General features: G+C 65.1%; 25 protein-coding genes and 1 pseudogene. 20 read left to right on the forward strand and 6 right to left on the reverse strand.

The features are described 5' to 3' along the window. Positions 1-400: 400 nt before the first annotated feature. The 15 genes and pseudogenes from IPP90_16565 (at position 401) to groL (ending at position 10,845) form a co-directional block, all read left to right on the forward strand. Positions 401-541, forward strand: coding sequence for a hypothetical protein (locus IPP90_16565; protein MBL0172300.1), 141 nt, complete (start codon positions 401-403; stop codon positions 539-541). Between the two features lie 1,086 nt (positions 542-1,627). After that, the gene (locus IPP90_16570; protein MBL0172301.1) at positions 1,628-1,969 is read left to right on the forward strand and encodes a hypothetical protein; all 342 of its coding nucleotides are present in this window, start codon (positions 1,628-1,630) and stop codon (positions 1,967-1,969) included. A gap of 93 nt (positions 1,970-2,062) precedes the next feature. After that, positions 2,063-2,386, forward strand: a complete 324-nt coding sequence (locus IPP90_16575; protein ID MBL0172302.1) for a hypothetical protein — start codon at positions 2,063-2,065, stop codon at positions 2,384-2,386. Next, complete coding sequence (locus IPP90_16580; protein ID MBL0172303.1) at positions 2,374-2,640, forward strand: hypothetical protein; 267 nt, start codon at positions 2,374-2,376, stop codon at positions 2,638-2,640. Before IPP90_16575 ends, IPP90_16580 begins: the two co-directional genes overlap by 13 nt. Positions 2,641-2,819: 179 nt before the next feature. Continuing rightward, the gene (locus IPP90_16585; protein MBL0172304.1) at positions 2,820-3,194 is read left to right on the forward strand and encodes a hypothetical protein; all 375 of its coding nucleotides are present in this window, start codon (positions 2,820-2,822) and stop codon (positions 3,192-3,194) included. 285 nt (positions 3,195-3,479) lie between these two features. Continuing rightward, positions 3,480-3,839 carry a hypothetical protein gene (locus IPP90_16590; protein MBL0172305.1) on the forward strand — a complete coding sequence of 120 codons (360 nt, stop codon included), beginning with the start codon at positions 3,480-3,482 and terminating at the stop codon, positions 3,837-3,839. 14 nt (positions 3,840-3,853) lie between these two features. After that, positions 3,854-4,240: a hypothetical protein gene (locus IPP90_16595; protein ID MBL0172306.1), complete on the forward strand. Its 387-nt coding sequence runs from the start codon at positions 3,854-3,856 to the stop codon at positions 4,238-4,240. 244 nt (positions 4,241-4,484) lie between these two features. After that, positions 4,485-4,985, forward strand: coding sequence for a hypothetical protein (locus IPP90_16600; protein ID MBL0172307.1), 501 nt, complete (start codon positions 4,485-4,487; stop codon positions 4,983-4,985). Positions 4,986-5,006: 21 nt separating this feature from the next. After that, positions 5,007-6,112, forward strand: a pseudogene (gene bshA / locus IPP90_16605) (N-acetyl-alpha-D-glucosaminyl L-malate synthase BshA). Between the two features lie 190 nt (positions 6,113-6,302). Continuing rightward, positions 6,303-6,818 (forward strand): undecaprenyl-diphosphate phosphatase, encoded by a 516-nt coding sequence (locus IPP90_16610; protein ID MBL0172308.1) that lies wholly within the window; start codon positions 6,303-6,305, stop codon positions 6,816-6,818. Then, positions 6,776-6,967 (forward strand): hypothetical protein, encoded by a 192-nt coding sequence (locus tag IPP90_16615; protein MBL0172309.1) that lies wholly within the window; start codon positions 6,776-6,778, stop codon positions 6,965-6,967. Before IPP90_16610 ends, IPP90_16615 begins: the two co-directional genes overlap by 43 nt. A gap of 29 nt (positions 6,968-6,996) precedes the next feature. Further along, positions 6,997-7,740, forward strand: coding sequence for a biotin--[acetyl-CoA-carboxylase] ligase (locus IPP90_16620; GenBank protein ID MBL0172310.1), 744 nt, complete (start codon positions 6,997-6,999; stop codon positions 7,738-7,740). Between the two features lie 48 nt (positions 7,741-7,788). After that, entirely contained in the window at positions 7,789-8,562 is a 774-nt protein-coding gene (locus IPP90_16625; protein ID MBL0172311.1) for a type III pantothenate kinase, read from the forward strand. Positions 8,563-8,869: 307 nt separating this feature from the next. Then, positions 8,870-9,172 (forward strand): co-chaperone GroES, encoded by a 303-nt coding sequence (locus IPP90_16630; protein MBL0172312.1) that lies wholly within the window; start codon positions 8,870-8,872, stop codon positions 9,170-9,172. Positions 9,173-9,201: 29 nt separating this feature from the next. Next, positions 9,202-10,845 (forward strand): chaperonin GroEL, encoded by a 1,644-nt coding sequence (gene groL / locus IPP90_16635; GenBank protein ID MBL0172313.1) that lies wholly within the window; start codon positions 9,202-9,204, stop codon positions 10,843-10,845. An 83-nt stretch (positions 10,846-10,928) separates the two neighbouring features. Here the strand turns inward: groL and IPP90_16640 are convergent, their stop codons facing one another. The 6 genes from IPP90_16640 to IPP90_16665 all read right to left on the reverse strand — a co-directional run bounded on the left by IPP90_16640 (position 10,929) and on the right by IPP90_16665 (position 15,618). After that, positions 10,929-11,558, reverse strand: coding sequence for a carbonic anhydrase (locus IPP90_16640; protein MBL0172314.1), 630 nt, complete (start codon positions 11,556-11,558; stop codon positions 10,929-10,931). A 69-nt stretch (positions 11,559-11,627) separates the two neighbouring features. Continuing rightward, the gene (locus tag IPP90_16645; GenBank protein ID MBL0172315.1) at positions 11,628-12,461 is read right to left on the reverse strand and encodes an MBL fold metallo-hydrolase; all 834 of its coding nucleotides are present in this window, start codon (positions 12,459-12,461) and stop codon (positions 11,628-11,630) included. 38 nt (positions 12,462-12,499) lie between these two features. Beyond that, the gene (locus tag IPP90_16650) at positions 12,500-13,729 is read right to left on the reverse strand and encodes a hypothetical protein (protein ID MBL0172316.1); all 1,230 of its coding nucleotides are present in this window, start codon (positions 13,727-13,729) and stop codon (positions 12,500-12,502) included. Further along, positions 13,726-14,757 carry a mannose-1-phosphate guanylyltransferase gene (locus IPP90_16655; protein ID MBL0172317.1) on the reverse strand — a complete coding sequence of 344 codons (1,032 nt, stop codon included), beginning with the start codon at positions 14,755-14,757 and terminating at the stop codon, positions 13,726-13,728. Before IPP90_16655 ends, IPP90_16650 begins: the two co-directional genes overlap by 4 nt. A gap of 7 nt (positions 14,758-14,764) precedes the next feature. Then, entirely contained in the window at positions 14,765-15,178 is a 414-nt protein-coding gene (locus IPP90_16660; GenBank protein ID MBL0172318.1) for a response regulator, read from the reverse strand. A gap of 47 nt (positions 15,179-15,225) precedes the next feature. After that, a complete protein-coding gene (locus IPP90_16665; protein ID MBL0172319.1) occupies positions 15,226-15,618 on the reverse strand; it encodes a roadblock/LC7 domain-containing protein in 393 nt (130 codons plus the stop codon). A 55-nt stretch (positions 15,619-15,673) separates the two neighbouring features. Here IPP90_16665 and IPP90_16670 point away from each other — a divergent pair, with 55 nt between their 5' ends. The 5 genes from IPP90_16670 to gatC are packed head-to-tail and all read left to right on the forward strand — an operon-like array spanning position 15,674 to position 21,594. Then, positions 15,674-16,300, forward strand: a complete 627-nt coding sequence (locus IPP90_16670) for a hypothetical protein (GenBank protein ID MBL0172320.1) — start codon at positions 15,674-15,676, stop codon at positions 16,298-16,300. Between the two features lie 42 nt (positions 16,301-16,342). Beyond that, positions 16,343-17,620: a serine--tRNA ligase gene (gene serS / locus IPP90_16675; protein ID MBL0172321.1), complete on the forward strand. Its 1,278-nt coding sequence runs from the start codon at positions 16,343-16,345 to the stop codon at positions 17,618-17,620. Positions 17,621-17,671: 51 nt separating this feature from the next. Continuing rightward, positions 17,672-18,817, forward strand: a complete 1,146-nt coding sequence (locus IPP90_16680; protein MBL0172322.1) for a HAMP domain-containing histidine kinase — start codon at positions 17,672-17,674, stop codon at positions 18,815-18,817. Then, positions 18,814-21,237, forward strand: a complete 2,424-nt coding sequence (locus IPP90_16685) for a UvrD-helicase domain-containing protein (protein MBL0172323.1) — start codon at positions 18,814-18,816, stop codon at positions 21,235-21,237. Before IPP90_16680 ends, IPP90_16685 begins: the two co-directional genes overlap by 4 nt. After that, positions 21,238-21,594 carry an Asp-tRNA(Asn)/Glu-tRNA(Gln) amidotransferase subunit GatC gene (gatC, locus tag IPP90_16690; GenBank protein MBL0172324.1) on the forward strand — a complete coding sequence of 119 codons (357 nt, stop codon included), beginning with the start codon at positions 21,238-21,240 and terminating at the stop codon, positions 21,592-21,594. It begins immediately after the preceding gene. The last annotated feature ends 28 nt before the right edge of the window (positions 21,595-21,622 follow it).

The following is a 21,622-nucleotide window of genomic DNA, read 5'->3' on the forward strand; positions in this document are numbered from 1 at the left end:
GTGTCGCGGGCGCACAAACCAGTGCCACGGCCATTCTTGATCGCGTGGAGATGAATGCCCGGCAACCGATCGATTTTCACGCGATAGTGCTGCCGGAGACCGTGTACGTCGGGCAGCAAGCCACGTATCAAGTGGCGGTGATGCTCAGTGCGGATGCGCGTTCGATTGCGTCGCAATCCGGGTTTCTCCGCCCGAATTGCACGGTTTGTTGGCATACGAGTTGGGCACACCGACGCGTGTACCGGCGACACCAATTGCAGCAAAGCGGCGCATTTCGAAGGCGCATGTGTTTTCGGCAGGCCCTTTTCCGGTGACCTCCGGCGCCGTTGGTGCCGCACCACCAATTGACCTACGCTTCCGCAATCGTCCAGCTATTTCAGTCGCGAAAGGCGCTTTGTGAGTGCGCGCCGAAAGCGCGGCGTTCATCGTGAAGGCCCTCCCGCGGAAAGTCCCTGACGATTTCAACGGCGCGGTGGGCGTCGCCAAGTCATCGGTGCGCATCGATACCACCGTGGCGCGTGTCGGTGATCCCTGGTGCTGACGCTCCGTGTACAGAGGGGACGGGCAACGTGGAGCTCTTGCATCGCCCGACCATCGAACTGGATTGGGCGTCGGTCGGGCGTACGGGGACCGAACACGCTGGAGTGGACAACATTGGAGCGCTCGTCCGCGGGACCAAGTTTCGACTGGATTCTGACGCCGGACCGCGACGGCCGCGTGATCGTGCCGAGAGCGCTCGCTACCGCCTACTTCCCGATCCATATGCCGCGCGGTACGCCGCTAGCCCGGTCGGCGCCCGTGGCCATTGTCAATCCGGCGTTACTCGGCGTCATCGGACGAAGGGAATCAGTGCCGATGCCGTTACGGACCGTCGAGGACGTCACCCGTTCAGGACCTGGTCAGGTGCCGGTCGCCCGCCCGCCAGTTGGCTGTTCTGGTTGGTGTGTGCGCTGCTGCTGCCATTGCCGTTCCTGTTGGTGACGCGCTCCACGCGCGGTAGCCGTCGCCCGTGTTCCGGGCCGGGGAGACACCACTTCCTCAAACGCACCAGTACGTGGAGGAGCTGAGCGCGCGGTGCGGCACGCGTGACGCGTCGCACGTTGCTCATCGCTCGCCCCGATTCGAGCGAAGTCCGCGGGCGCTGGTCTGTCACGGCGCCATGTGCGGCGCGTGTTGCGGCGAGCCGGCGTGACGCGGCAGACGACGCGCGATTGCTGGTCCTGCTCGAACAGCTCGATGAAGTGGGGTTCGCGCCGTCGGCATCAGCCAGCGAGTGCCGAGATCTCCAGCGCCGCCACCGAAACCGACGCGGCGCGTCGGGCGACAGAAGCTCTTGCGGCGCGTCGAGTCTGAAGCCGTGCCCCGGGGTCGCCAGCTGAACATGACGTCGATGGGCGCCCTGTGGATGCTGGCGGGACTGACCAGTGCGGCGTTCCTCGTTGCGCCGCTCCGCGCTGCGGCGAACGTCGCCTCAATCGGGTCGCGCTCCGAGCCTCGAAACACCGCGCGATCCGGTCGCTGCGGTCGGCTTGGCGCGAGACGCGTACCATCGGCGGGCGTTCACGGAAGCGGCACAGCGTTTCCAGGCATTGGTCGCGCGACATCCGCGTGAATCGAATCTGTTTGCGTGGTGGGAACGGCCGCGTGGGCGGCCGGTGACACGGTTGACCCGGTCATTGCGTGGCAGCGCGCGGCGCGTCTGGAACCACTCGCGGTGGATCTGCAGGGCATCAGTGCACTGCCTGCCGGTGCGCGAGGAGGCGTCGCGGACATCCCGATGGTGCCGGTGTCGTGGCTGGCGCAGTGGCCCGTGGTGCTGTGGTTCGCCGGATGGCTGGTGTTGACGTGGCTGGCGTGGCAACGCCGACGGTCAGGATGGTCGCCACGCGCATGTCGCTGCCCAGCTGCGGGGCATGGCGCAATCCTGTCCGCCTGCTGGCCCCTTGTCCGCCTGGGCGCCGCATGGTGAGGAGCACGCGCACTCGACGCGTCGGCGCTGGGAAGTGCTGCGACCAGAGACGATACGCATTGCACCCGGTAATGATGCGGATGCCATGGGGGCGTGACGACAGGCGATGTGGTGCGCGTGATGGAGTCGCGAGACGGGTGGCGACGCGTCGTGCACGCGGACGGCGGGCGCGGCTGGTTGCCCGCTATGCGACTGCTTGCGATTGAGGAATCGACGAACGTGACGGTGCTCGAGGCGGCCCCGGATCAGAGTACCGAGTGGGCGTCCGGTTTCGGTACCGTGACCATGCCACGGTGCCATCCTGTCCAGCAGGGTCGCCGATCAGATTGCGGTAAGCGAAGTGGTCGAGCGCCCGGCGTCCGTCGTCAAGGGACTGGTAGAATGCGCTCGACGCGGGCGCGACGATGGTGGAGGTGACGGTCGAGGAAGGCGGCCGCGCACTGGTGCGCATCGCGGACGATGGCGTCGGAATGGATCGCGCCGATGCCGTGCTTTCGCTGGCACGACACGCGACGTCGAAGATCACGTCAGCTGAGCAGCTGGTTGGTGTCCGCAGCTACGGTTTTCGCGGTGAAGCACTGCCGGCCATAGCGTCGGTATCGAACTCGGATGGAAACCGCCACGGAAGATGGGGCGGGGACCCTGGTGCGCGTGGCCGGCGGCACCGGTGATCGACACGCGCGAGGCCAGCGCGACGTCGCCGGCACGACGGTGACCGTGACGGGACTCTTTACAACACGCCAGCGCGCCAGAAATTCCTGCGATCCGCGAGGTCCGAATGGCGGGGCATTCTCCGGACGGTACAGGCCATCGCGGCGTTGCGTCGCGATGTGCACTTTCACCGTGCGTCATGACGGCAAAGGTGGTGCTTGAACTACCGGCCGCGCGTGATTTGCGCGCGCGTCTGGCCGCGCTGTGGGGCCATCAGGATATCGAGCGGTTCATTGCCGTGGACGACGTGACCGGACCGATGCATGTCACGGGACTGGTAGAGCGACCGGCCGACGTGGGTACCGGCACCCGTCGCGTGCTGCTGATGATCAACGGCCGGGTGATCCGCGATCACGGCATCGTGCGGGCCGCGGAAGCGGCGTACCGGTCGACGTTGCCGGCGGGTGTGCGCCCGTCGCTGATCCTGCAATTGCATCTGCCGGGAGACGGCGTCGACGTCCAACGTGCACCCGGCAAAGTCGGAGGTGCGCCTGCGCGAGCAGTGGCCGGTTGAACGCGCGGTGGAGCATGCCGTCCGACGCGCTGGGTAATCGCGAGGCGAGCGCCGGTATCGGGTGGCGCACCTGGACACCGGCGCCGGTGGCCGATTAGCGCCAGGACATCCACACGCGAGCCGGCGGATCTGCGGGCGCGTCCACCGGCGAGGCCTGTTCGCACCATCGTTCTCCGACGCGACCGGCCGCGGCGGCGATCGGTCGCGCCGTCGACTGAGGTCGCCGGGAACGATTGGGACCGGGCAACGGCGGCCGGGTTCTCGGCGGCCGACGACACGCCGTCCGTGCGGCAGGTCCCGCCGCTCCTGCAGTTGCGCCGAACGTACCTGCTGTTCCGAGCACGAAGAGGAGTCGTCGTGTTGATCGATCAACATTCGGCGCATGAGCGCGTGTTGTACGAGCAGTTCATTGGCACACTCGAGCGCGGCGAGTCACCAGCGCAGCGCCTGTTGACTCCGCTGACGCTGCACCTTGGGCCGGATGAGGCGGAGGCATTCGATACCAACCGCGCGGCCTTCGAGGGCACTGGGTTTCGAGATCAGTCACTTCGGTGGTCATTCATTGCCGTGCAAGCGGTCCCACGCCGCACCGCGTTTCGATGCCGAACGCTGTCTGCGCGAAACGTTGGCCGCGCTCACCGGTGACCGGGCACCGGGTGATGCCAAGCGCCACGAACGTCTGGCCGCCACGTTCGCCTGCAAAGGCGGCGGTCAAGGCAGGAGACGTGTTGTCGCCGGGCGAAATGCGCGCCCTGTATGTCGCGCTTGCGGACACCAGACTGCCCGCGCACGACGTGCACGGACGGTCGACGATCGTGCGGTTGTCCTGGGACGAACTTGACCAGCGTTTCGGCAAGATGACAGACGTTGACGGTGCCAGCCTGATCACGCCCGTCATCATCGGGCCGACGGCGGCAGGAAGTCGGCCATCGCCCTGCATCTGGCATCAGACGCTACGGGTTGTCGATCATCAGTGCCGACTCGCGACAGGTGTACGCCGGTTTCAACATCGGGACGGCAAGCCCAGCGCTGATGAACGAGATTGATACCGCACTACGGCATCGATGTGCTGGCGCCCATCCCGGTACTCCGCCCACGAGTGGGGCGCGATGCGGAGCAGTGGGGCACGGAGTCCGCGCACAGGGCCGCATGCCGTGGTGGTCGGAGGCACCGGATTCCAGTACGGGCGCTGGTCGATCCCCTCGACGACACGCCGTCGTTGGAGCCGTCTCGTCGGGCCGCGTTGGGATCATGGCTCGCGGCACTCGATGCGGAAACGCTGGAGCGCTGGTGTCGACGACTCGATCCCGCGCGCGCAGCCTGGGCCGCACGCAGCGACTACGGGCGGTCGAGACCGCGCTGTTGGCGGGACGCCGGATCAGCGAATGGTCCGTTGGCAATACCGACGTTGAGGCGACCGCAGCGTCGTCGCGCCCCCTGGCGCGTCAGGCGCGCTATCTTGTGGTTGATCCTGGGCCGTCGCTGGCCACGCGCATTGCTGGTCGCGTGGCAGCGATGGTGGCCGACGGATGGTTTGACGAAGTGCAGGCGCTGATGGACTACGTGCCGGCCGACGCGCCGGCATGGCTAAACTCAGCGGGTACGCGCCGGGTACGTGATCCGGTCGCCGGCGTGATACCGCCAGCCGACGCCGTGGAACGCGTCATCATTGAGTTACGGCAATACGCCAAACGACAACGAACCTGGTGTCGACATCAGTTGCCCGAGGCCCAGGTGACACGAGTGGATAGCAGTGCCGGACGCGCTGGCGTTGTAACGCGCGCATGGTGAATCCGACGACGGGAGTGCGACATGAAGATCGGCATCACCTGCTATCCCACCCATGGTGGGCTCTGGCGCTGTAACTACGGAACTGGGGATCGCGCTGGCGGCGCGCGGGCATGGTGCCTTCATCACCTACCAGCAACCGTTTCGCCTGCCAAACTTCCTGCCCGCGTGTGGTTTCATCGAAGTCGACGTGGGCCGATATCCCCTGTTCCGAGTATCCACCGTACGATCTCGCGCTGGCCGTCCGCATGCACGAGGTCGTGCGCGATCATCAACTGGACATTCTGACTGCCACTACGCCATCCCGCATGCGACCAGCGCCTGGATCGCGCGCGAGTGCTCCGCGAGGGCGCGGGCGACGTCAAGGTGGTCACCACGTTGCACGGCACCGACATCACCATTGTCGGACAGGAGCGGTCGTTCTATACCATTACGAGATTCTCCATCGAGAAGTCTGACGCCGTGACCGCCGTCTCGGACTATCTGCGTGACGAGACGTACCGCGCGTTCGGTTGTGTCGGCTGCGACGTCGAGGTCATCCATACCTTCATTGATCCGAATCTGTTCGATCGGTCGCGGCATGTCTTCCCGATTTCGGATGACGTCGTGAAGGGCCGAAAGGTGCTCATGCACATCTCCAACTTCCGACCCGTCAAGCGCGTGCGGGGACATCGTGCGCGTATTTGCGCAGTCAATGCGGTCCGTGCCGGCGATGTTGCTGATGGTCGGCGATGGTCCCGATCGGGTTGGAAGCCGAGGCAGAAGCGCGGGAACTCGGGGTCGCCGATTCGGTGTTATTCCTCGGCAAGATCGATGCGATCGCACCACTGCTGGCCGGCGCGGACCTGTTCTTGCTGACCAGTGACAAGGAATCGTTCGGCTTGAGTGCCCTCGAAGCGCTGGCGTCCGGCGTGCCGGTCATTGGCGCGGACGCTGGCGGGCTCCCTGAAGTGGTGACGCAGGGCGTAACCGGTCATCTGTGTGCGGTCGGCGGCGTGGACGCGATGGCGCACGCGAGTGTCGCGCTGGTCACGACTCCGGCGCGCTGGCAAGTGATGAGTGACGCGGCGGCGGCGGAGGCGCGTCGCCGTTTCTCGCAGGGGGCGGTGGTGGCGCAGTACGAAGCCGTGATATGCGCGGACGCTCGCAGCACCGCGAGCTGCCACACCACCCCCGCGCCCGTGACCATTACGCAAGCCGTCATCCTCGGACTGGTGCAGGGGTTTGGAGAACTCCTGCCCATTTCGAGTTCCGCGCATCTCGCGCTCGCGCCCTACTTCCTGAACTTCACCGATCCCGGGGCTGGCATTTGATGTTGCCTTGCACTTCGGGACGTTGCTGGCGTTGATCTGGTATTTCCGTCGAGAGTGGATGGAAATGCTGGCCAGCGTGGGGCAGATTGTGCGTACCTGTCGAGTCGTGACCATCCATGAGAAACGCGCGCTCTATCTCGTGGTGGCCACGATCCCGGGCGGCATCGGTGGGCTGCTGCTGAATGACTACGCGGAAAACCACCTTCCGCTCCTGGCATTGATCGCCACCACGCTCGCGGTGATGGGGGTGGTGCTCTGGGCCGTGGATCGCTGGAGCGTGCGGGCGCGGGCGATCGAGGACGTCACGTTGCGTGACGCGATTCTCATTGGGCTTGCCCAGGTGTTGGCGCTGGTGCCCGGCGTTTCGCGATCGGGTTCCACGATTACGGCGGCCGCGCCCTGCACTTCGATCGCGCCAGCGCGGCGCGTTTCAGTTTCCTTGATAGCATGCCGATCACGCTCGCCGCCGTGGTCCTCAAGATGCCAGAGGCCGTGCGCGCCGAGGGGCTGTCAGCACCGCTGATAGTCGGTGTTGTCGTGGCGGCCGTGAGTAGTTGGGTCGCGATCACCGTCCTGTTGCGCTACATGAGTAAACACAGTTTCGGCGTCTTTGCCGCGTATCGATTGCTGCTGGCGGCGGCCGTGTTCGCCACCATTGCAGCTCGAGGGTAGCTGCATGGCGTGATGAGGGGGCGCGCTGCATGCGCCCGACGACGAGCAGCGCAGTCGGCATCGGCGTTGGGGCTGGTGCAGTTGGTGCACGAACGCGAACGGCATCCACCATGGACGTGGCGCACGCATTGGCCGCGGACGGGGCACCCGCCGGCCTGCTGGTGGTGGCCGACCGCCAGCATCAAGGTCGAGGTCGTGGCGGCAACCGCTGGGAGTCGCGCGATGGGGCCGGACTGTGGATGACGCTGATCGAACGACCCGTCGACCAGCGCGTCATCGGCGTGCTCGCCCTGCGCCTCGGACTGGCGATTGCCGACGCGCTGGATCCGCTGGTTGAGGACCGCATACAGCTCAAGTGGCCCAACGACGTGATGACAGGGCGCGGGAAGGTTGCGGGAATTCTGGTGGAGGCGCGGTGGCGCAACGCGTCCGTAGATTGGGTCGCCGTTGGGATCGGCATCAACCGTCGCGTCCCACCGGAGATCAAGTCCGCCGCTGCGGTTCGCGAAGGGGTCTCGCGCGCCAGGCTGTTGGAGGCCGTGGTGCCGAGGTTGCGCGCTGCGGTGTCCGTTCAGGGCCAGCTCTCAGACACGAGCTCGCGCCTGGCATGCGCGCGACTTCGCGCGTGGTCGCCGTATTGCTGCGCCGCGCGCCGGCCGGGTTGTCGGCATCGCGGCGGATGGGGCCCTGTTGGTGGCCGATGCCACCGGCGCTGCCGTCGAGGCCGTGCACGCCGGCTCCCCTGGTGTTTGACGACGAGGCCTGACCCATGACACGCCGCCCGAGCGATTCACGAGGTGTCACCAGGAGCCGGAGCGACGGTGCTGATTGTCTTCGATGTGGGGAACACCGAAACCACCATCGGCCTGTTTGATGGGGTCGCGCTGACGAATCACTGGCGCATCATGACCGCCGTGTCGCGCACCGCCGATGAGTTTGGATTGGTGCTTCGCGGACTGCTGTCGGCGGCCGATGTGTCGATCGGTCGCGTGACGGCGGCGGCCATCGGCTCTGTGGTTCCACCGATCACCGACCCGCTGGTCCGCGCATGCAACGAATACCTGCGCGTGACACCGGTGGTAGTGGATGCGAAAGCGGCGTTGCCCATTCGCTTGGAGGTCGATGAGCCGATGACCGTGGGTGCCGATCGCCTGATCAACACACTGGCCGCCAGTCGACTCTTTGCCCGTGACACGATTTGCGTTGATCTCGGCACGGCCACGACGTTCGACTGCATCACCGCCGATGGAGTCTTTCTCGGTGGCGTGATCATGCCGGGCGTACGGTCGTCGGCCGAGACGTTGACGCGCCGCACATCGAAACTGCCGGCGACCGAACTCCGGCCGCCGAGACAAGTGATTGGGAAACGGACCGAGGAATGCATCCGAGCCGGTGTGTTGTTCGGAGCGGCGGACGCCATTGACGGCATCGTGCGGCGCATCAAAGCCGAATGGCCACGCCCCGGGACGCCGCTCGTGGTCGCCACGGGCGGACTGGCGGATGTCCTCCAGCCGTACTGCCGGGAATTCGATCGCGTCGAGCCGTTCCTGACACTTGTCGGACTGCGCATGGCGCACGAACTGCTGATGGCGTAATGCCGGACCGAGCCGGGCTGTGTCGTGGTGCTCATTCCGGGGGATCGGCCAAAAAGGCATGGCCGCAGCCAATTCGACTCACCTCATGCGCATTCGCCATACGCGGCACGCCGTTTCGGCGTACTGTTGAGTCTGTAAGCCGTTAAATTTCAATCACTTATGCAATATTTTGCGACCGAGATGCGGCTTGACGTCGCCTTCTGGCCCGTTTAGCATTCACTCACGTTAGCACTCAACTATCGCGAGTGCTAACATCGAGCAAGTAACTCGTTCGATCCCCTGACACATACGCAGGAGACCAGGACTCATGGCAACTAAGAGTGCCGCGAAAGTAGCGCCGCTCGCCGATCGCGTCGTCGTCAAGCCGCTCGAAGAAACCGAGCAGATGCGTGGTGGGCTGTACATCCCCGATACCGCCAAGGAAAAGCCGCAGCAAGGTGCCGTCGTGGCGGTTGGACCGGGTCGCTTCGAGAAGGACACGCGCGTGCCGATGGATGTGAAGGTCGGCGATAAGGTGCTGTACGGGAAGTACAGTGGAACCGAGGTGACGATCGAAGGTGAGCAGCTGCTCATCCTCCGCGAGTCCGATGTGCTCGCGATCATCAACTAAGTCGAACCAACCGAAAACGGAACGCAACCATGGCTGCTAAAGAACTGCATTTCAACGTCGAGGCGCGCGCCGCACTCAAGCGCGGCGTCGATCAACTCGCGGAAGCGGTGAAGGTCACGCTCGGCCCCAAGGGCCGCAACGTGGTCATCGACAAGAAGTTTGGCGCGCCGACGGTCACCAAGGACGGTGTGACGGTCGCCAAGGAAATCGAGCTGGCCGATCCCATTGAGAACATGGGCGCGCAGATGGTGAAGGAAGTCGCGACCAAGACCTCCGATCTGGCGGGCGACGGCACGACCACGGCCACCGTGCTCGCGCAGGCGATCTTCCGCGAGGGACTCAAGAACGTCACCGCCGGCTCCAACCCGATGGCGCTCAAGCGCGGCATCGACAAGGCCGTCGCCGGTATCGTGGAAGAACTCAAGAAGCTCTCCGTGCCGACCACGGGCCGGAAGGAAATTGCGCAGGTGGGAACGATCTCGGCCAACAACGACCCCGAAATCGGCAACCTGATCGCGGAAGCGATGGAGAAGGTCGGCAAGGACGGCGTGATCACGGTTGAGGAGGCGAAGGGCCTGGAGACGACGCTGGAGACCGTGGACGGCATGCAGTTCGACCGCGGCTACCTCTCGCCGTATTTCGTGACCGATCCGGAGAAGATGGAGGCCGTGCTCGAAGGCGCCCTCATCCTGATCCACGACAAGAAGATCTCGGCCATGAAGGACCTGCTGCCTATCCTCGAGAAGGTGGCGCAGCTTGGCAAGCCGTTGCTCATCATCGCGGAAGACATCGAAGGCGAGGCCCTCGCGACGCTGGTCGTGAACAAGCTGCGCGGCACACTGCGCATTTGCGCCGTGAAGGCGCCCGGCTTCGGCGATCGTCGCAAGGCGATGCTGCAGGATATTGCGACGCTGACCAAGGGTCAGGTCATCTCCGACGAAGTCGGATTCAAGCTGGAGAACGCGGTCGTGACGGACCTCGGCTCGGCCAAGCGTCTCGTGATCGACAAGGACAACACGACGATCATCGACGGCGCCGGCGACAGCAAGGATATCGAAGGCCGCGTGAAGGAAATCCGCTCGGCCATCGACAAGAGCACCTCGGACTACGATCGTGAGAAGCTCCAGGAGCGTCTGGCGAAGTTGGCCGGTGGCGTGGCCGTCATCAATGTCGGCGCCGCGACCGAAGCCGAGATGAAGGAGAAGAAGGCCCGTGTCGAAGACGCGCTGCACGCCACGCGTGCCGCCGTCGAGGAAGGCATCGTCCCCGGTGGTGGTGTGGCGCTGATTCGCGCCCAGCATGCGCTCAAGGACGTGAAAGTCGCCGAGCGTGATGAGCAGATCGGTGTGGACATCGTGCGTCGCGCGATCGAAGAGCCGCTCCGCATCATCGTGCAGAACGCGGGTGGTGAAGGTTCCATCGTCGTCGAAAAGATCCGCAACGCGAAGGAGAAGAACTTCGGCTACAACGCGTTGACCGATGTGTACGAGGATCTCGTGCAGGCCGGTGTGATCGATCCGACGAAGGTCACGCGCACGGCGCTGCAGAATGCGGCGTCCATCGCCGGTTTGCTGCTCACGACCGAAGCGTTGATCGTCGAGAAGAAGGAAGCGCAGGCACCGGCCGGCGGACATGGCGGCGGTGGCGGTGGCGGCATGGGCGGGATGTACTAGGGCCCGTTGTACAAGTCGATGTGAAAACAGGGGCGCCACAGTGTGGCGCCCCTGTTGGCGTTGGTGATGTCGGCAGTGGAGGTTCAACCGTCGTTGGCAACGTGCAGGGAGGGCGGTACCGTCACGCGTTCGCGCATGACGGCTTCGCGCAGTTCCAGGGCACGGTCCTCACCGTCCACCCCGCTCACCAATTCACGCAATCGTCCGTCGTGCACGTCGTACACCAGACCATGAAGCAGTGGTCGCCGGCCGCGGGCCCAGGCATGGCGCACGATCGGGGTCCGCGAAAGCTGAAAGACCTGTTCAAGGACGTTGAGTTCCACGAGCCGACGAAAGCGCGCTTCCGCGTCGGGCAGCTCGGCAAGCTCCGACTGATGCCGCAGCTGCAGGTCACGCACCACCTGCAACCAGTGATCCACCAGCCGATGACCCATCGGCTCCATGGCGGCACGCACGCCGCCGCACTCATAGTGGCCGCACACCAGGACATGTTTCACGTCCAGCACCTCGACCGCATACTCGAGCGCCGACAACATGTTCATGTCGGTGGGATCGGCTTGGTTGGCGATGTTGCGATGGACAAAGATCTCCCCGGGATGAGCGCCAGTCAGCAATTCCGCGGGAACACGCGAATCACAACACCCGATGAAGAGGAAGTGGGGTTCCTGGCTGATCGCGCGACGCTCGAAGAAGTCGGCATCGGCGGCCCGCATCCGGTCGGCCCAGAGATGATTCTGCGCGAAGAGGCGAAGGTAGTTCTGCATCCCTGCAATCAATCGCCGTTACAGCCCCAGCGACAACTGCGACATGCCCGCGCCGTGTATCGCGCCGTCGGCACCGATCGGTCCGCAGGGTACCGATTGAGAGGCCGCCCACACGCCGTCTCGTCGCCATCCAGCCCGGCGGAGCGCTTCGCGCGAGCGGCTGATGGCCGCGAGGGGAGTGTTATTGGTCTGGCTCAGATGGGCCAGGATGACGCCCCTCAGGCCGCGATGCGAGACGCTGGCCAGCAGGGACGCCGTGGCGCCGTTTGAGAGATGGCCGAGCGGCCCACCGATGCGTTGCTTGAGTGGCCACGGATAGGGCCCCTCGGCCAACATCCGCTCATCGTGATTCGATTCAATCACCAGAAGGTCGCAATCGGCGATCGCCGCCGGCAACGCTGCCGGCACATGCCCCAGATCGAGGGCGACGCCAACGCGGGCGCCACTGGCGCGATCCGTCAGTACGAGTGCAGCGCAGGCCCGAGCGTCGTGCGGGACGGCGATCGCGACGACATCAAAGCCGCACACCGACGTCGAGACGGCGAAGGAAAGCGCCCGGGTCTGCGATGGACCGCCGTCCGGGGAATCGGCGAGGGCCTGGAGTGTCTCGGGAACCGCATGAACGGGCCATCGCCATCGGGTGCTGGCAGCTCTCGCGCCGCTGGCGTGGTCGACGTGCTCATGCGTCAGCAGCAAGGCGGCCACGTGGTCCGGACGACGATCCGCCAGCGCGAAGCGCCGCGCGAGCAGGCGAGGCCCGAACCCCACGTCTACCAGCACGGAGCTTTCCGTGCCATCGATGAGGATCGCGTTGCCTCGACTGCCGCTGCCAAGCACCGTTACGCGCAACACGAGCCCGCCCGATCCTTACGCACGCGCCACGTCGGCCATCAGCGTGTCGGCCACCGATGGTCGGCGATGGCGTGCGCGTAAACGGATTCCCAATGGGCGCGCTGACGTGCGTCGAGTTCGATCTGGCGACGGGCCATCATGCGCGTCGCCGTCTCCAGAAACTTGTCCCGTTCGAACAGGGCGTACGGCGCGCGCGTGCCCCAGGAGAATGGTGCAACGGCTTTGGGTGGCATGGCATCCATCACGTTGGTACCGGCGCCCAGAACGCAGCCCGTGGTCAGTCGCATCCCGATTCCCGTCTTCACGTGGTCACCGAAGAACGTACCGGCAAACTGCAATCCGGTGTTGCCCGCACCAGCCGTAGTCCACATGGCGACGGTCCCATAGGTGTTCTTCAGGTTGCTGGTAATCGTCCCGGCGCCGAGGTTGACCCAGCGCCCCAGAATCGAATGACCGACGAATCCGTCATGGCCCTTGTTGGCATGTCCGATGAATACGGACATGGACAGCTCCCCATGCACGCGACAGGTATCGCCAATGGACGACGCCGCAATGCGATCGCCCGAGACATTTGTGTCGCACCCGATATAGCAAAGGCCGACGATACGGGTGAACGCCTGTACCGTCGCCCCGCGCCGCAGGAGTACCGGACCGCTGCGCGTGTCAAACACAGTGAACGGCTCGACGTTCGCGCCGGCTTCGACATACACCGGCGCCTCGCCGATGATCTGCGGACTGTGCGGGAGCAGGGAGACGGGCAGCGGCGTGGCGCCGAGCGCCGCCGCGAATGCCGGCACATCCTGCACCAATTGCGTTGACAGATGCCGGACGATATCCCACACGGCGTCCAGCCACACACCATCCACCGACCTGACCACCGCGTCGATCGGCACCAATGACTCGAGCGCCAGTGTGCCATCGCGCAATGCCGCGGTCGAGAGTGGCGCCCGCAATCGCACCGCCGCCACCCGAGAGCCGACGTAGATCGCGTCGGCGGCGTCGGCCGTCGCCGTTCCCAGGACGGGAAGGGCGCGGGCATTCACCAGCCACGTCTCCGCCGGCAACGGCAGGCTGGCCATCGGCGGGGCATCGAACTCCGCGAAATGCGCGAGATGTGGCGCTGCGATGCACGCATCGACGCGCCGACCGAACCACAATGCCCACCGCTCGCGGCCGAGCAAAGCGCCAGCGCGCAGTTCGCTGATCGGTCGAGTGGTGGCAAACGGTTCGAACTCGCGCGCCTGCGCGTCGTCATAGAGAACGATCACGGCCCGCGGAGCTCCGGTGGCAGCGCATCCAGCAACACCTTCAGATCGGCCGCTCGTTCGCGGGTCGTCACCATGACCACGCCCTCACGGGCCACCACCACCAGATCGTTCACCCCATACAGCACGACCGTCGTGCCTTCGGCGTGCACGACGTTGTCGCGGGCCTTGAGCAGGAACGACGGACCATTGGAGGCATTGCCGGCCTCATCGAGTGCCCGTACGCGATGCAGCGCGGCCCAAGTACCGACATCGTCCCATCCGAACCGGCCGGGAATGACCAGCACGCGATGACTGCGTTCAAGCACTCCCACATCGATGGCAATGGACTTCACCTGCTGGAAGAACGCGTTCAGGTCATCGCCGGCGGCATCCAGTGCCGGTTGCACTTCGGGGGTGTGCGCCCGGATTTCGTCCAGCAGATCGCCAACGCGCCACGCGAAGATGCCGGAATTCCAGAAGTATCCGTCGGCGACCATCGTGGTGGCGCGTTCTCGATCCGGCTTCTCGACAAAACGCGCGACGCGACGGATCTGGTCTCGCAGCAACTCGCCCGGCTGGATATAGCCGAATCCCGGGTCTGGTCGGGTCGGCACGATGCCCACCGTGACCAAGGCGTGTTCGCGCGAGGCAATCTCGGCAGCCTCGGCCAGGGTCCGTTGAAAGCCATCCACATCACCAATCGCCCAGTCGGCGTGTACGCACACCATCACCGATTCCGGACCGGTGCGCGCCGCGATGGTCCGTGCCGCCCACGCCAGTGCCGCGCATGTTCCTGCCGGTCGCGGTTCGGCAATCACGTTCTCGGCCGGCAAGCCCGGCTCCATGACCAGCACCGCATCGCGCAGCGACGCGTTGGTGAGCACCAAGGTGCGTTCGAGCGGCGCCAGCGTCAGCAGCCGATCGATGGAATCACGCAGCATGGGGGCCGACGAGATCAGCGGCAGCAATTGCTTGGGTCTGTCCGGGGTGGAGAGCGGCCAGAACCGCGACCCCACGCCACCAGCGAGCACCACATTCCAGCGAATCATGCGTTGGTCATGAAGAGAGCGAGGACATATCGACGAGCGCAGCGGGGGCGGTTTCCTGCAACGAGGACGTTTCGGCCAGCGTGAGTGTCACCACCCGCTCGTAGAGCCGGCGAGGACTGAATGGCTTGGTCATCACCCCCGACACGCCAAGGGCTTCCACCGCGCGCAGTTGCGCGTCTTGTCCGGCGGCGGTCAGAATCAGGCAGGGTACCTCGCGCCACCGGGCATCCGAACGCAGCACGGTCAGGATCTCCTGGCCACTCATGCCCGGCAACATCAGGTCGAGGATGATCAGGGCCATTTGGGGATGAGCGGCGAGCTGGGCAAATGCTCCGGATCCGTCACTCGCCAACAACACACGGAATGGCCCCTGCTCGAGGCGCGTGCGGAGGATGAGTCCAATGTGCGGCTCATCGTCCACGACGAGGATCTCGACGCGTTCCTCGGCCTTGGGCGAGTGGGTCGTGCTCAGGCCAACGCCGCGATCTGCGCGCGGTGTCGGCGCAAGTCGAACAACATGGCGGCCAGATTCGCCGAAGGGCGGAGCAACACAAGCAGCAAGGCATCAGGCGAGACTGATGTCACCACCGCCGTGCCTCCGGAGTACTCGAGCACCATCAGCCCGAAGTCGCCACGCCCTGAGGCCAGGCCCATGTCGACAGCGGCCACTACCATGGGCGGCACGTGCGCCGCCAACCCTTCCGGGTCGAGTGCCCCCTCTGTTGCTCCGTCGATAAGCAGGCCGTCGCGTCCCAACACGATTGCTGCATCAACGCCGTCGCGACGCCGAAGCGCGCTGACCAGATCCCGGATGGTCGCCATGGTGGAACGCTGGCCGCACTGCGGGGTGAAGTCAAGCATCCGAACCGCTTGCCCGGACACGAGTTGGGCGGTAACCTCCAACCTCGCTTCTGCCATGGGGACTACCCTGATACTTCGTCTGTTCGGCGCGCGCCCATTCTCGCGGCGCGCCATGTCATTGCCCGCCCTGATCGCCGCCGCCGCCATGCTGGTTCGTTGTGGTGGAAGCGACAGCTTCCTCACGCCGGCAAACTACGAAAACGTCGACCGGCAGTACGACGTGTGGGCGCTCAGTGGTTCCTCGTCGGCGCTCCCCGCGGGCTACCAGTTCACCTCGGAATCGTTGGTGCGTCCACAGGTGCTGGCGAATGGCTCGCTCAACTTCGACGTCGCCTTCGACATCACGCCGGCGGGGAAAGTGCTGGTGCTGCCGGCACGCCTTATTGTGCCGTTGCCGCCCGCGGGCGCGCCATCGCTTGGCTTCGTGCGGCAACCGGGGGCCTACGAGCAGATTCAGCGCGCGACGGACAAGGGCTATGTGACCGACAGCTCAACCACGTTGGCCGTGGGAGAGACGATCACCATTCGGCTCGCCAACTCGGGATGCGTCTACGGAGAGCCCTTCTACGCCAAGCTCACCATCGACGAAATCAACGTGACGGAACGCCGCTTGCTCATGCGCACGCTGGTCAATCGGAATTGCGGCTATCGGTCGCTGGTGGCCGGCGTTCCCAAGGACTGAGGAGTCTCCTCGTTCCACTGAATTCGACACTTCGTTTCTGACATGCACGATATTCGCCTGCTGCGAGATCAGCTTGACCTCCTGCGCGACGGGATGCGCCGTCGCGGCAAACTCGCCGAGTTGGCGCCCCTGTTGGATCAGGCCGAACTGCTCGAGCGCGAACGGCGCGGTGCGATTACCGAGCTTGAGTCACAGCAGGCGCGCCGAAACAAGGTGACACAAGACGTCGCCCAGCGCCGCAAGGCCGGCGAGGACGCGTCGGCACAGATCGCCGAGGGTCGCACTATTGGCGAGACGATTGCCACGCTGAATCAGCGACGTCTGGACGCCGAAGCGGCGGTGCAGAAGCTGTTGTTCGAATTGCCGAACATCACGCTGCCCGAGGTACCGGAGGGCGACGAGTCCGCCAACGTGGTCGTGCGTAGCTGGGGTACGCCGCGCACGGATGGTGCGGCGATCAAGCCGCACTGGGAAATCGGCGAGACCTTGGGCGTCCTCGACCTGCCGCGCGGCGCAAAGATCAGCGGGTCGGGCTTCATCGTCTATCGCGGTGCCGGCGCCCGCCTGGTGCGATCGCTGATGAACATGATGCTCGATATCCACACGCAGGAACACGGCTACGAAGAATGCTGGGTGCCGTTGGTCGTCAATCGCGCCTCCATGACGGCGACGGCGCAGTTGCCGAAGTTTGAAGACGACATGTATGCGCTGCGCGATCAGGACATGTTCCTCATCCCCACGGCCGAGGTGCCGGTCACCAATCTGTATCGCGACGAGATCCTTGAGGCCGCCGATCTGCCCAAGCGTTTCTGCGCGTTCAGCGCCTGTTTCCGTCAGGAAGCGGGGGCGGCCGGCAAGGACACGCGGGGACTGTTGCGGGTGCATGAATTCGACAAGGTCGAATTGGTGCGCTATGCGACGCCGGAGACGTCACTGCAGGAACTCGAGACGCTGACCGGACACGCCGAAGTCATTCTGCAGCGTCTCGGCCTGCCGTATCGCGTGGTGCTCCTGGCCGCCGGCGACACGGGATTCGCCAGCGCCAAAACGTATGACCTAGAGGTGTTCGCACCCGGCGTTGGCAAATGGCTTGAAGTCTCGAGCTGCAGTGTGTTCACCGATTTTCAGGCGCGACGCGCCAACATCCGGTATCGTCCCGCGCCGGGTGAATCGCCGCGGCTTGTGCACACCCTCAATGGGTCGGCGTTGGCGTTTTCGCGCATCATCGCGAGCCTGCTGGAGCACTGGCAGCAACCCGATGGCTCGGTGCGCATTCCGGATGCCCTGCAATCATATCTTGGTCGGGCCGAACTGCGATGAGATTGCCGTCGATGCGAATCCGCGTAGTCGACGTCGGCTGACCGCGAACGGATGCGTCGTCGTCGCTGGCCGGTGGTGCTCGTGGTGCTGGGCGTGCTGGCCCTGCTCGCCTGGTACGTGGGATATACCCAGCATGTGGTGACGCAATTGCGCGTGGATGCCGCGACACAGGGTCGCATGTATTCGCTCATTTATCGTGCGCTGCTGGACACGAGTGCCGCGGGAGAGGACAAGACGCCGGTATTGTTCGAGCTGGCGAAGCAGGTTCGGGAGTCGGGGTTGCCGCTGATCGTGACCGATGCCGACGGACGGGTCTCGGCCGCCGCGAATCTTCCCGTAGATCGTGTGTTCGATACAATGGCGTTCGTGAAAGAGCTCGATCGTCGGAACGCGCCGATTCTGGAGCCGGGGTTTGGCGGCGTGCACTATGGCGATAGCCCGATTGTGCGCGGCTTGCGGGTCATCCCGTTGCTGCAGGCCGCCGGTATCGGACTGTTGCTCGCCTTCGGCCTGTACGCGCTGGTTGAGCGCGGACGCGCGGAACGCGAAAAAGTCTGGGCCGGCATGGCGCGAGAGGCCGCGCATCAACTGGGCACGCCGCTGTCGGCGATGGCGGGGTGGCTCGAGCTGCTGGGTGAGCAGGCCACCGCGCCGACCGCTCGACGCGCGGTGGAGGCGATGACGCAGGATCTCACCCGGTTGGAACGGGTCTCGCACCGATTCGAGCGTATTGGCCGGCCCACGCGGAACGATGCCGTCGATTGCGCCGCCCTGGTGGACCGTCTGGCGGCGTATTTCGCCGCGCGTGCGCCGACGCTTGCCCGTCAGGTGCACATTCGCAGCGAACATCCTGAAGGGGCGCTCGTGCGGCAGGGTGACGGTGTCCTGCTGGAATGGGTGCTCGAAGTGCTCATCAAGAATGCCATTGATGCCCTCGGCGGTCGTGATGGGGAAGTGGTGGTGTCGGCCAATCCGCTGCCGGAGGGCGGCGTGCGCATTCGGGTGGCCGACGATGGCCCCGGCGTTCCACGCGCGTTGCGCAAGCGAATCTTCGATGCCGGTTTCACCACCAAGGATCGTGGATGGGGCATCGGGTTGTCGTTGGCCCGACGAATCGTTGAAGAGAATCACGGCGGAAAACTTCTGCTCGCCGAGACTGATCGGGGGGCGGCGTTCGACGTTATCTTGCCCGGATGACAACGACGGGCTGGACCGGTTCACTGTTTGACATTGCGCCACCAACGCGGAACCAGGAGGAACTGGTGCGCGGACTGAATCCGGCGCAGCGGGAGGCTGTGGCGCACGACGAGGGTCCGATGCTGGTACTGGCTGGTGCCGGTTCCGGAAAGACTCGCGTCCTGACCTCACGGATCGTTCGTCTGATGTCCGAGCGCGGCGTGGCGCCGCATGAAATCCTCGCGGTGACATTCACCAACAAGGCCGCCGGGGAGATGCGGGCGCGGATCACTGCGCAGCTTGGGCGCGAGCCACGCGGCATGTGGTGCGGGACGTTCCATGCCCTCGGCGCGCGGATGCTGCGCGGAGTCGCGCCGCTCGTGGGCCGCGAGCCGAATTTCACGATCTATGACGAGGGGGATTCCCTCACCGCGTGCAAGCGCGTCATGGAGCGGCGGCAGGTGAGTGTGAAGCAGTGGAGTCCGAATGCCGTCCTGGCGGCGATCTCCGACGCCAAGAACGCGTTGGTGTCCGCCAGTGAATACGCCACCACCGCGCGCGATCCGTTTTCACAGGTCGTGGCCGGCGTGTACAGCGACCTGGAATCGGCGCTGGAACGGGCAAACGCCGTGACGTTCGACGACCTGCTGGTGCTGCCGGTGCGCGCCCTGCAACGGGACGCGGCCCTGCGGACGCACTATCAGCATCGCTTTCGCTACGTCCTGGTGGACGAATATCAGGATACCAACGCGGCGCAGTACCAGTTCGTCGCCCTCATGGGTGGTGGCTATCGGAACGTGATGGTGGTGGGCGATGACGATCAGTCCATCTACGGCTGGCGTGGTGCGGACATTCGCAACATCCTGAACTTCGAACGCGACTTTCCCGGTGCGCGAATTGTGCGCCTGGAGGACAACTACCGTTCGACGCCGAATGTGCTGGCACTGGCCAATGCGGTGATTGCTGAGAACACGGAGCGACGCGGCAAGACCCTGCGCGCAACGCGAGCGCCCGGAGAACCGGTGACGCTGATTGAGACGCTGGATGAGCGCGATGAGGCGGAGGTCATTGCGGACATCGTGCTCGAGCGGACGGCGCGTGGCAGTTGGGCGCGGCGCGATTGCGCCATCCTCTATCGTACCAACGCGCAGAGCCGAGCCCTGGAGGATGCGTTTCGTCGACGGATGATCGCCTACCGATTGGTCGGCGCCGTCCGATTCTACGATCGCCAGGAGATTCGCGACTTGATGGCGTATCTCAAGTTGATCGCCAATCCGGCGGACGACGAAGCGTTTCGGCGCGCGATCAACGTACCGCGTCGTGGACTGGGTGATGCGACGGTGGCGTTGTTGGCGGAACGCGCGTCCATCGCCGGACTTTCGTTGCTGGCGATGGCCTCGCAGTCGGATGTCCTGAACGCCCTGCGACCGGCGGCCCGCACGTCGCTCGAGGCATTCGTGTCGGTCGTGCAGCGTTTCCGACTGCTCGCCGCGGACGCGTCGGTCGACGAACTGCTGCGCCTGTTGGTTGATCAGATCGGGTACGCCGATCACCTGCGGGCCGAAGGACAGGAGGGCCTCGAACGCATCGAGAATGTCCGCGAGATGATTGCCGGCGCCGCCGAAGTCGTGGCGGATGACGGCGGGGAAGTGGGCCTTACGCCGCTGGATCATTTCCTGCAGAAAGCGACGCTGGTGACCGGTATCGACCGGCTTGATCCCGACGCGGATGCCGTGACCATGATGACCATGCACAACGCGAAGGGCCTGGAGTTCCCGCTTGTGGTGGTGTCCGGCCTGGAGGATGGCCTCTTCCCGCTGGCTCGCGCGGCGGAAGATCCGAAGCAGTTGGAAGAGGAACGTCGCCTGTTTTATGTCGGCATTACCCGGGCTGAACGAAAGCTGTATCTGACCTGCGCGGAGCAGCGCCGCCGCAACGGGGAAATGATGTTCTCGGTGCCATCCCGTTTCCTTCGCGCGATTACAGCATCCCTCGCGGAACGACAGAAGTCCGCACGTGCGCGCTCGGAAGGACGGGGAGGATACCAGAGTCGCCCGACGTCTGGCGACGACGGCTGGGGACGTAGCAGCTACAATCGCGGGGCCGCCGCGGGGGGCGTGAAGCGTGCTGCGGGTCCATACGGGAGTGCGTCCTATCGCGGCACCTCGTCGAATGGCGAGATTCCCTTTGGCAAGGCGCCCGTGCAGTGGAGTGATCGTGCCGCACGTCCGCGGGCACCGGAGCCCGAGGATGAATCGCAGGACGCGCCACGGTTCGCCGTTGGCGAACGGGTGCGCCACGCGAAGTTCGGCACGGGGACGATTGCCGAGTTGACCGGCGCGGGGCGCGATGCGAAAGTGCGTATCGACTTTGACGACGACGAGGTTGGTCGCAAGACCCTGGTCGTGGCGCAAGCCAAACTTGAACGCGGGTGGGAGTAGGTGAGTATCTCCGAGTCCGATGTCCGGCACGTGGCGACGCTCGCACGACTGGGGCTGAGCGCGGCACGCATTCCGTCGTTGGTTGAGGAACTCAATGGCATTCTCGACCACATGGATGTCCTGCAGCGAGTCGAGCTGCCGGTGCCCCATGCGGGCGAGACGGCCGCGCGGGCGATGCCACTGCGCGACGACGTGCCGATGCCTGGCGTGACCGAGGCCGCGCGGACGGCGTTTGCACCGGCAATGCGTGACGGGTTCTTCCTGGTCCCGCGACTGGATACCCACGGTGCCGCCGGAGTCCCTGCGCCGGGTGCCGGAGTGGCGGATGCCATCGACGACCCATCACCGACGTCATGACACATTCGCCTGACACGCCGCTGGCCGA

The organism is Gemmatimonadaceae bacterium (assembly GCA_016720905.1).
Taxonomy (GTDB): domain Bacteria; phylum Gemmatimonadota; class Gemmatimonadetes; order Gemmatimonadales; family Gemmatimonadaceae; genus Gemmatimonas.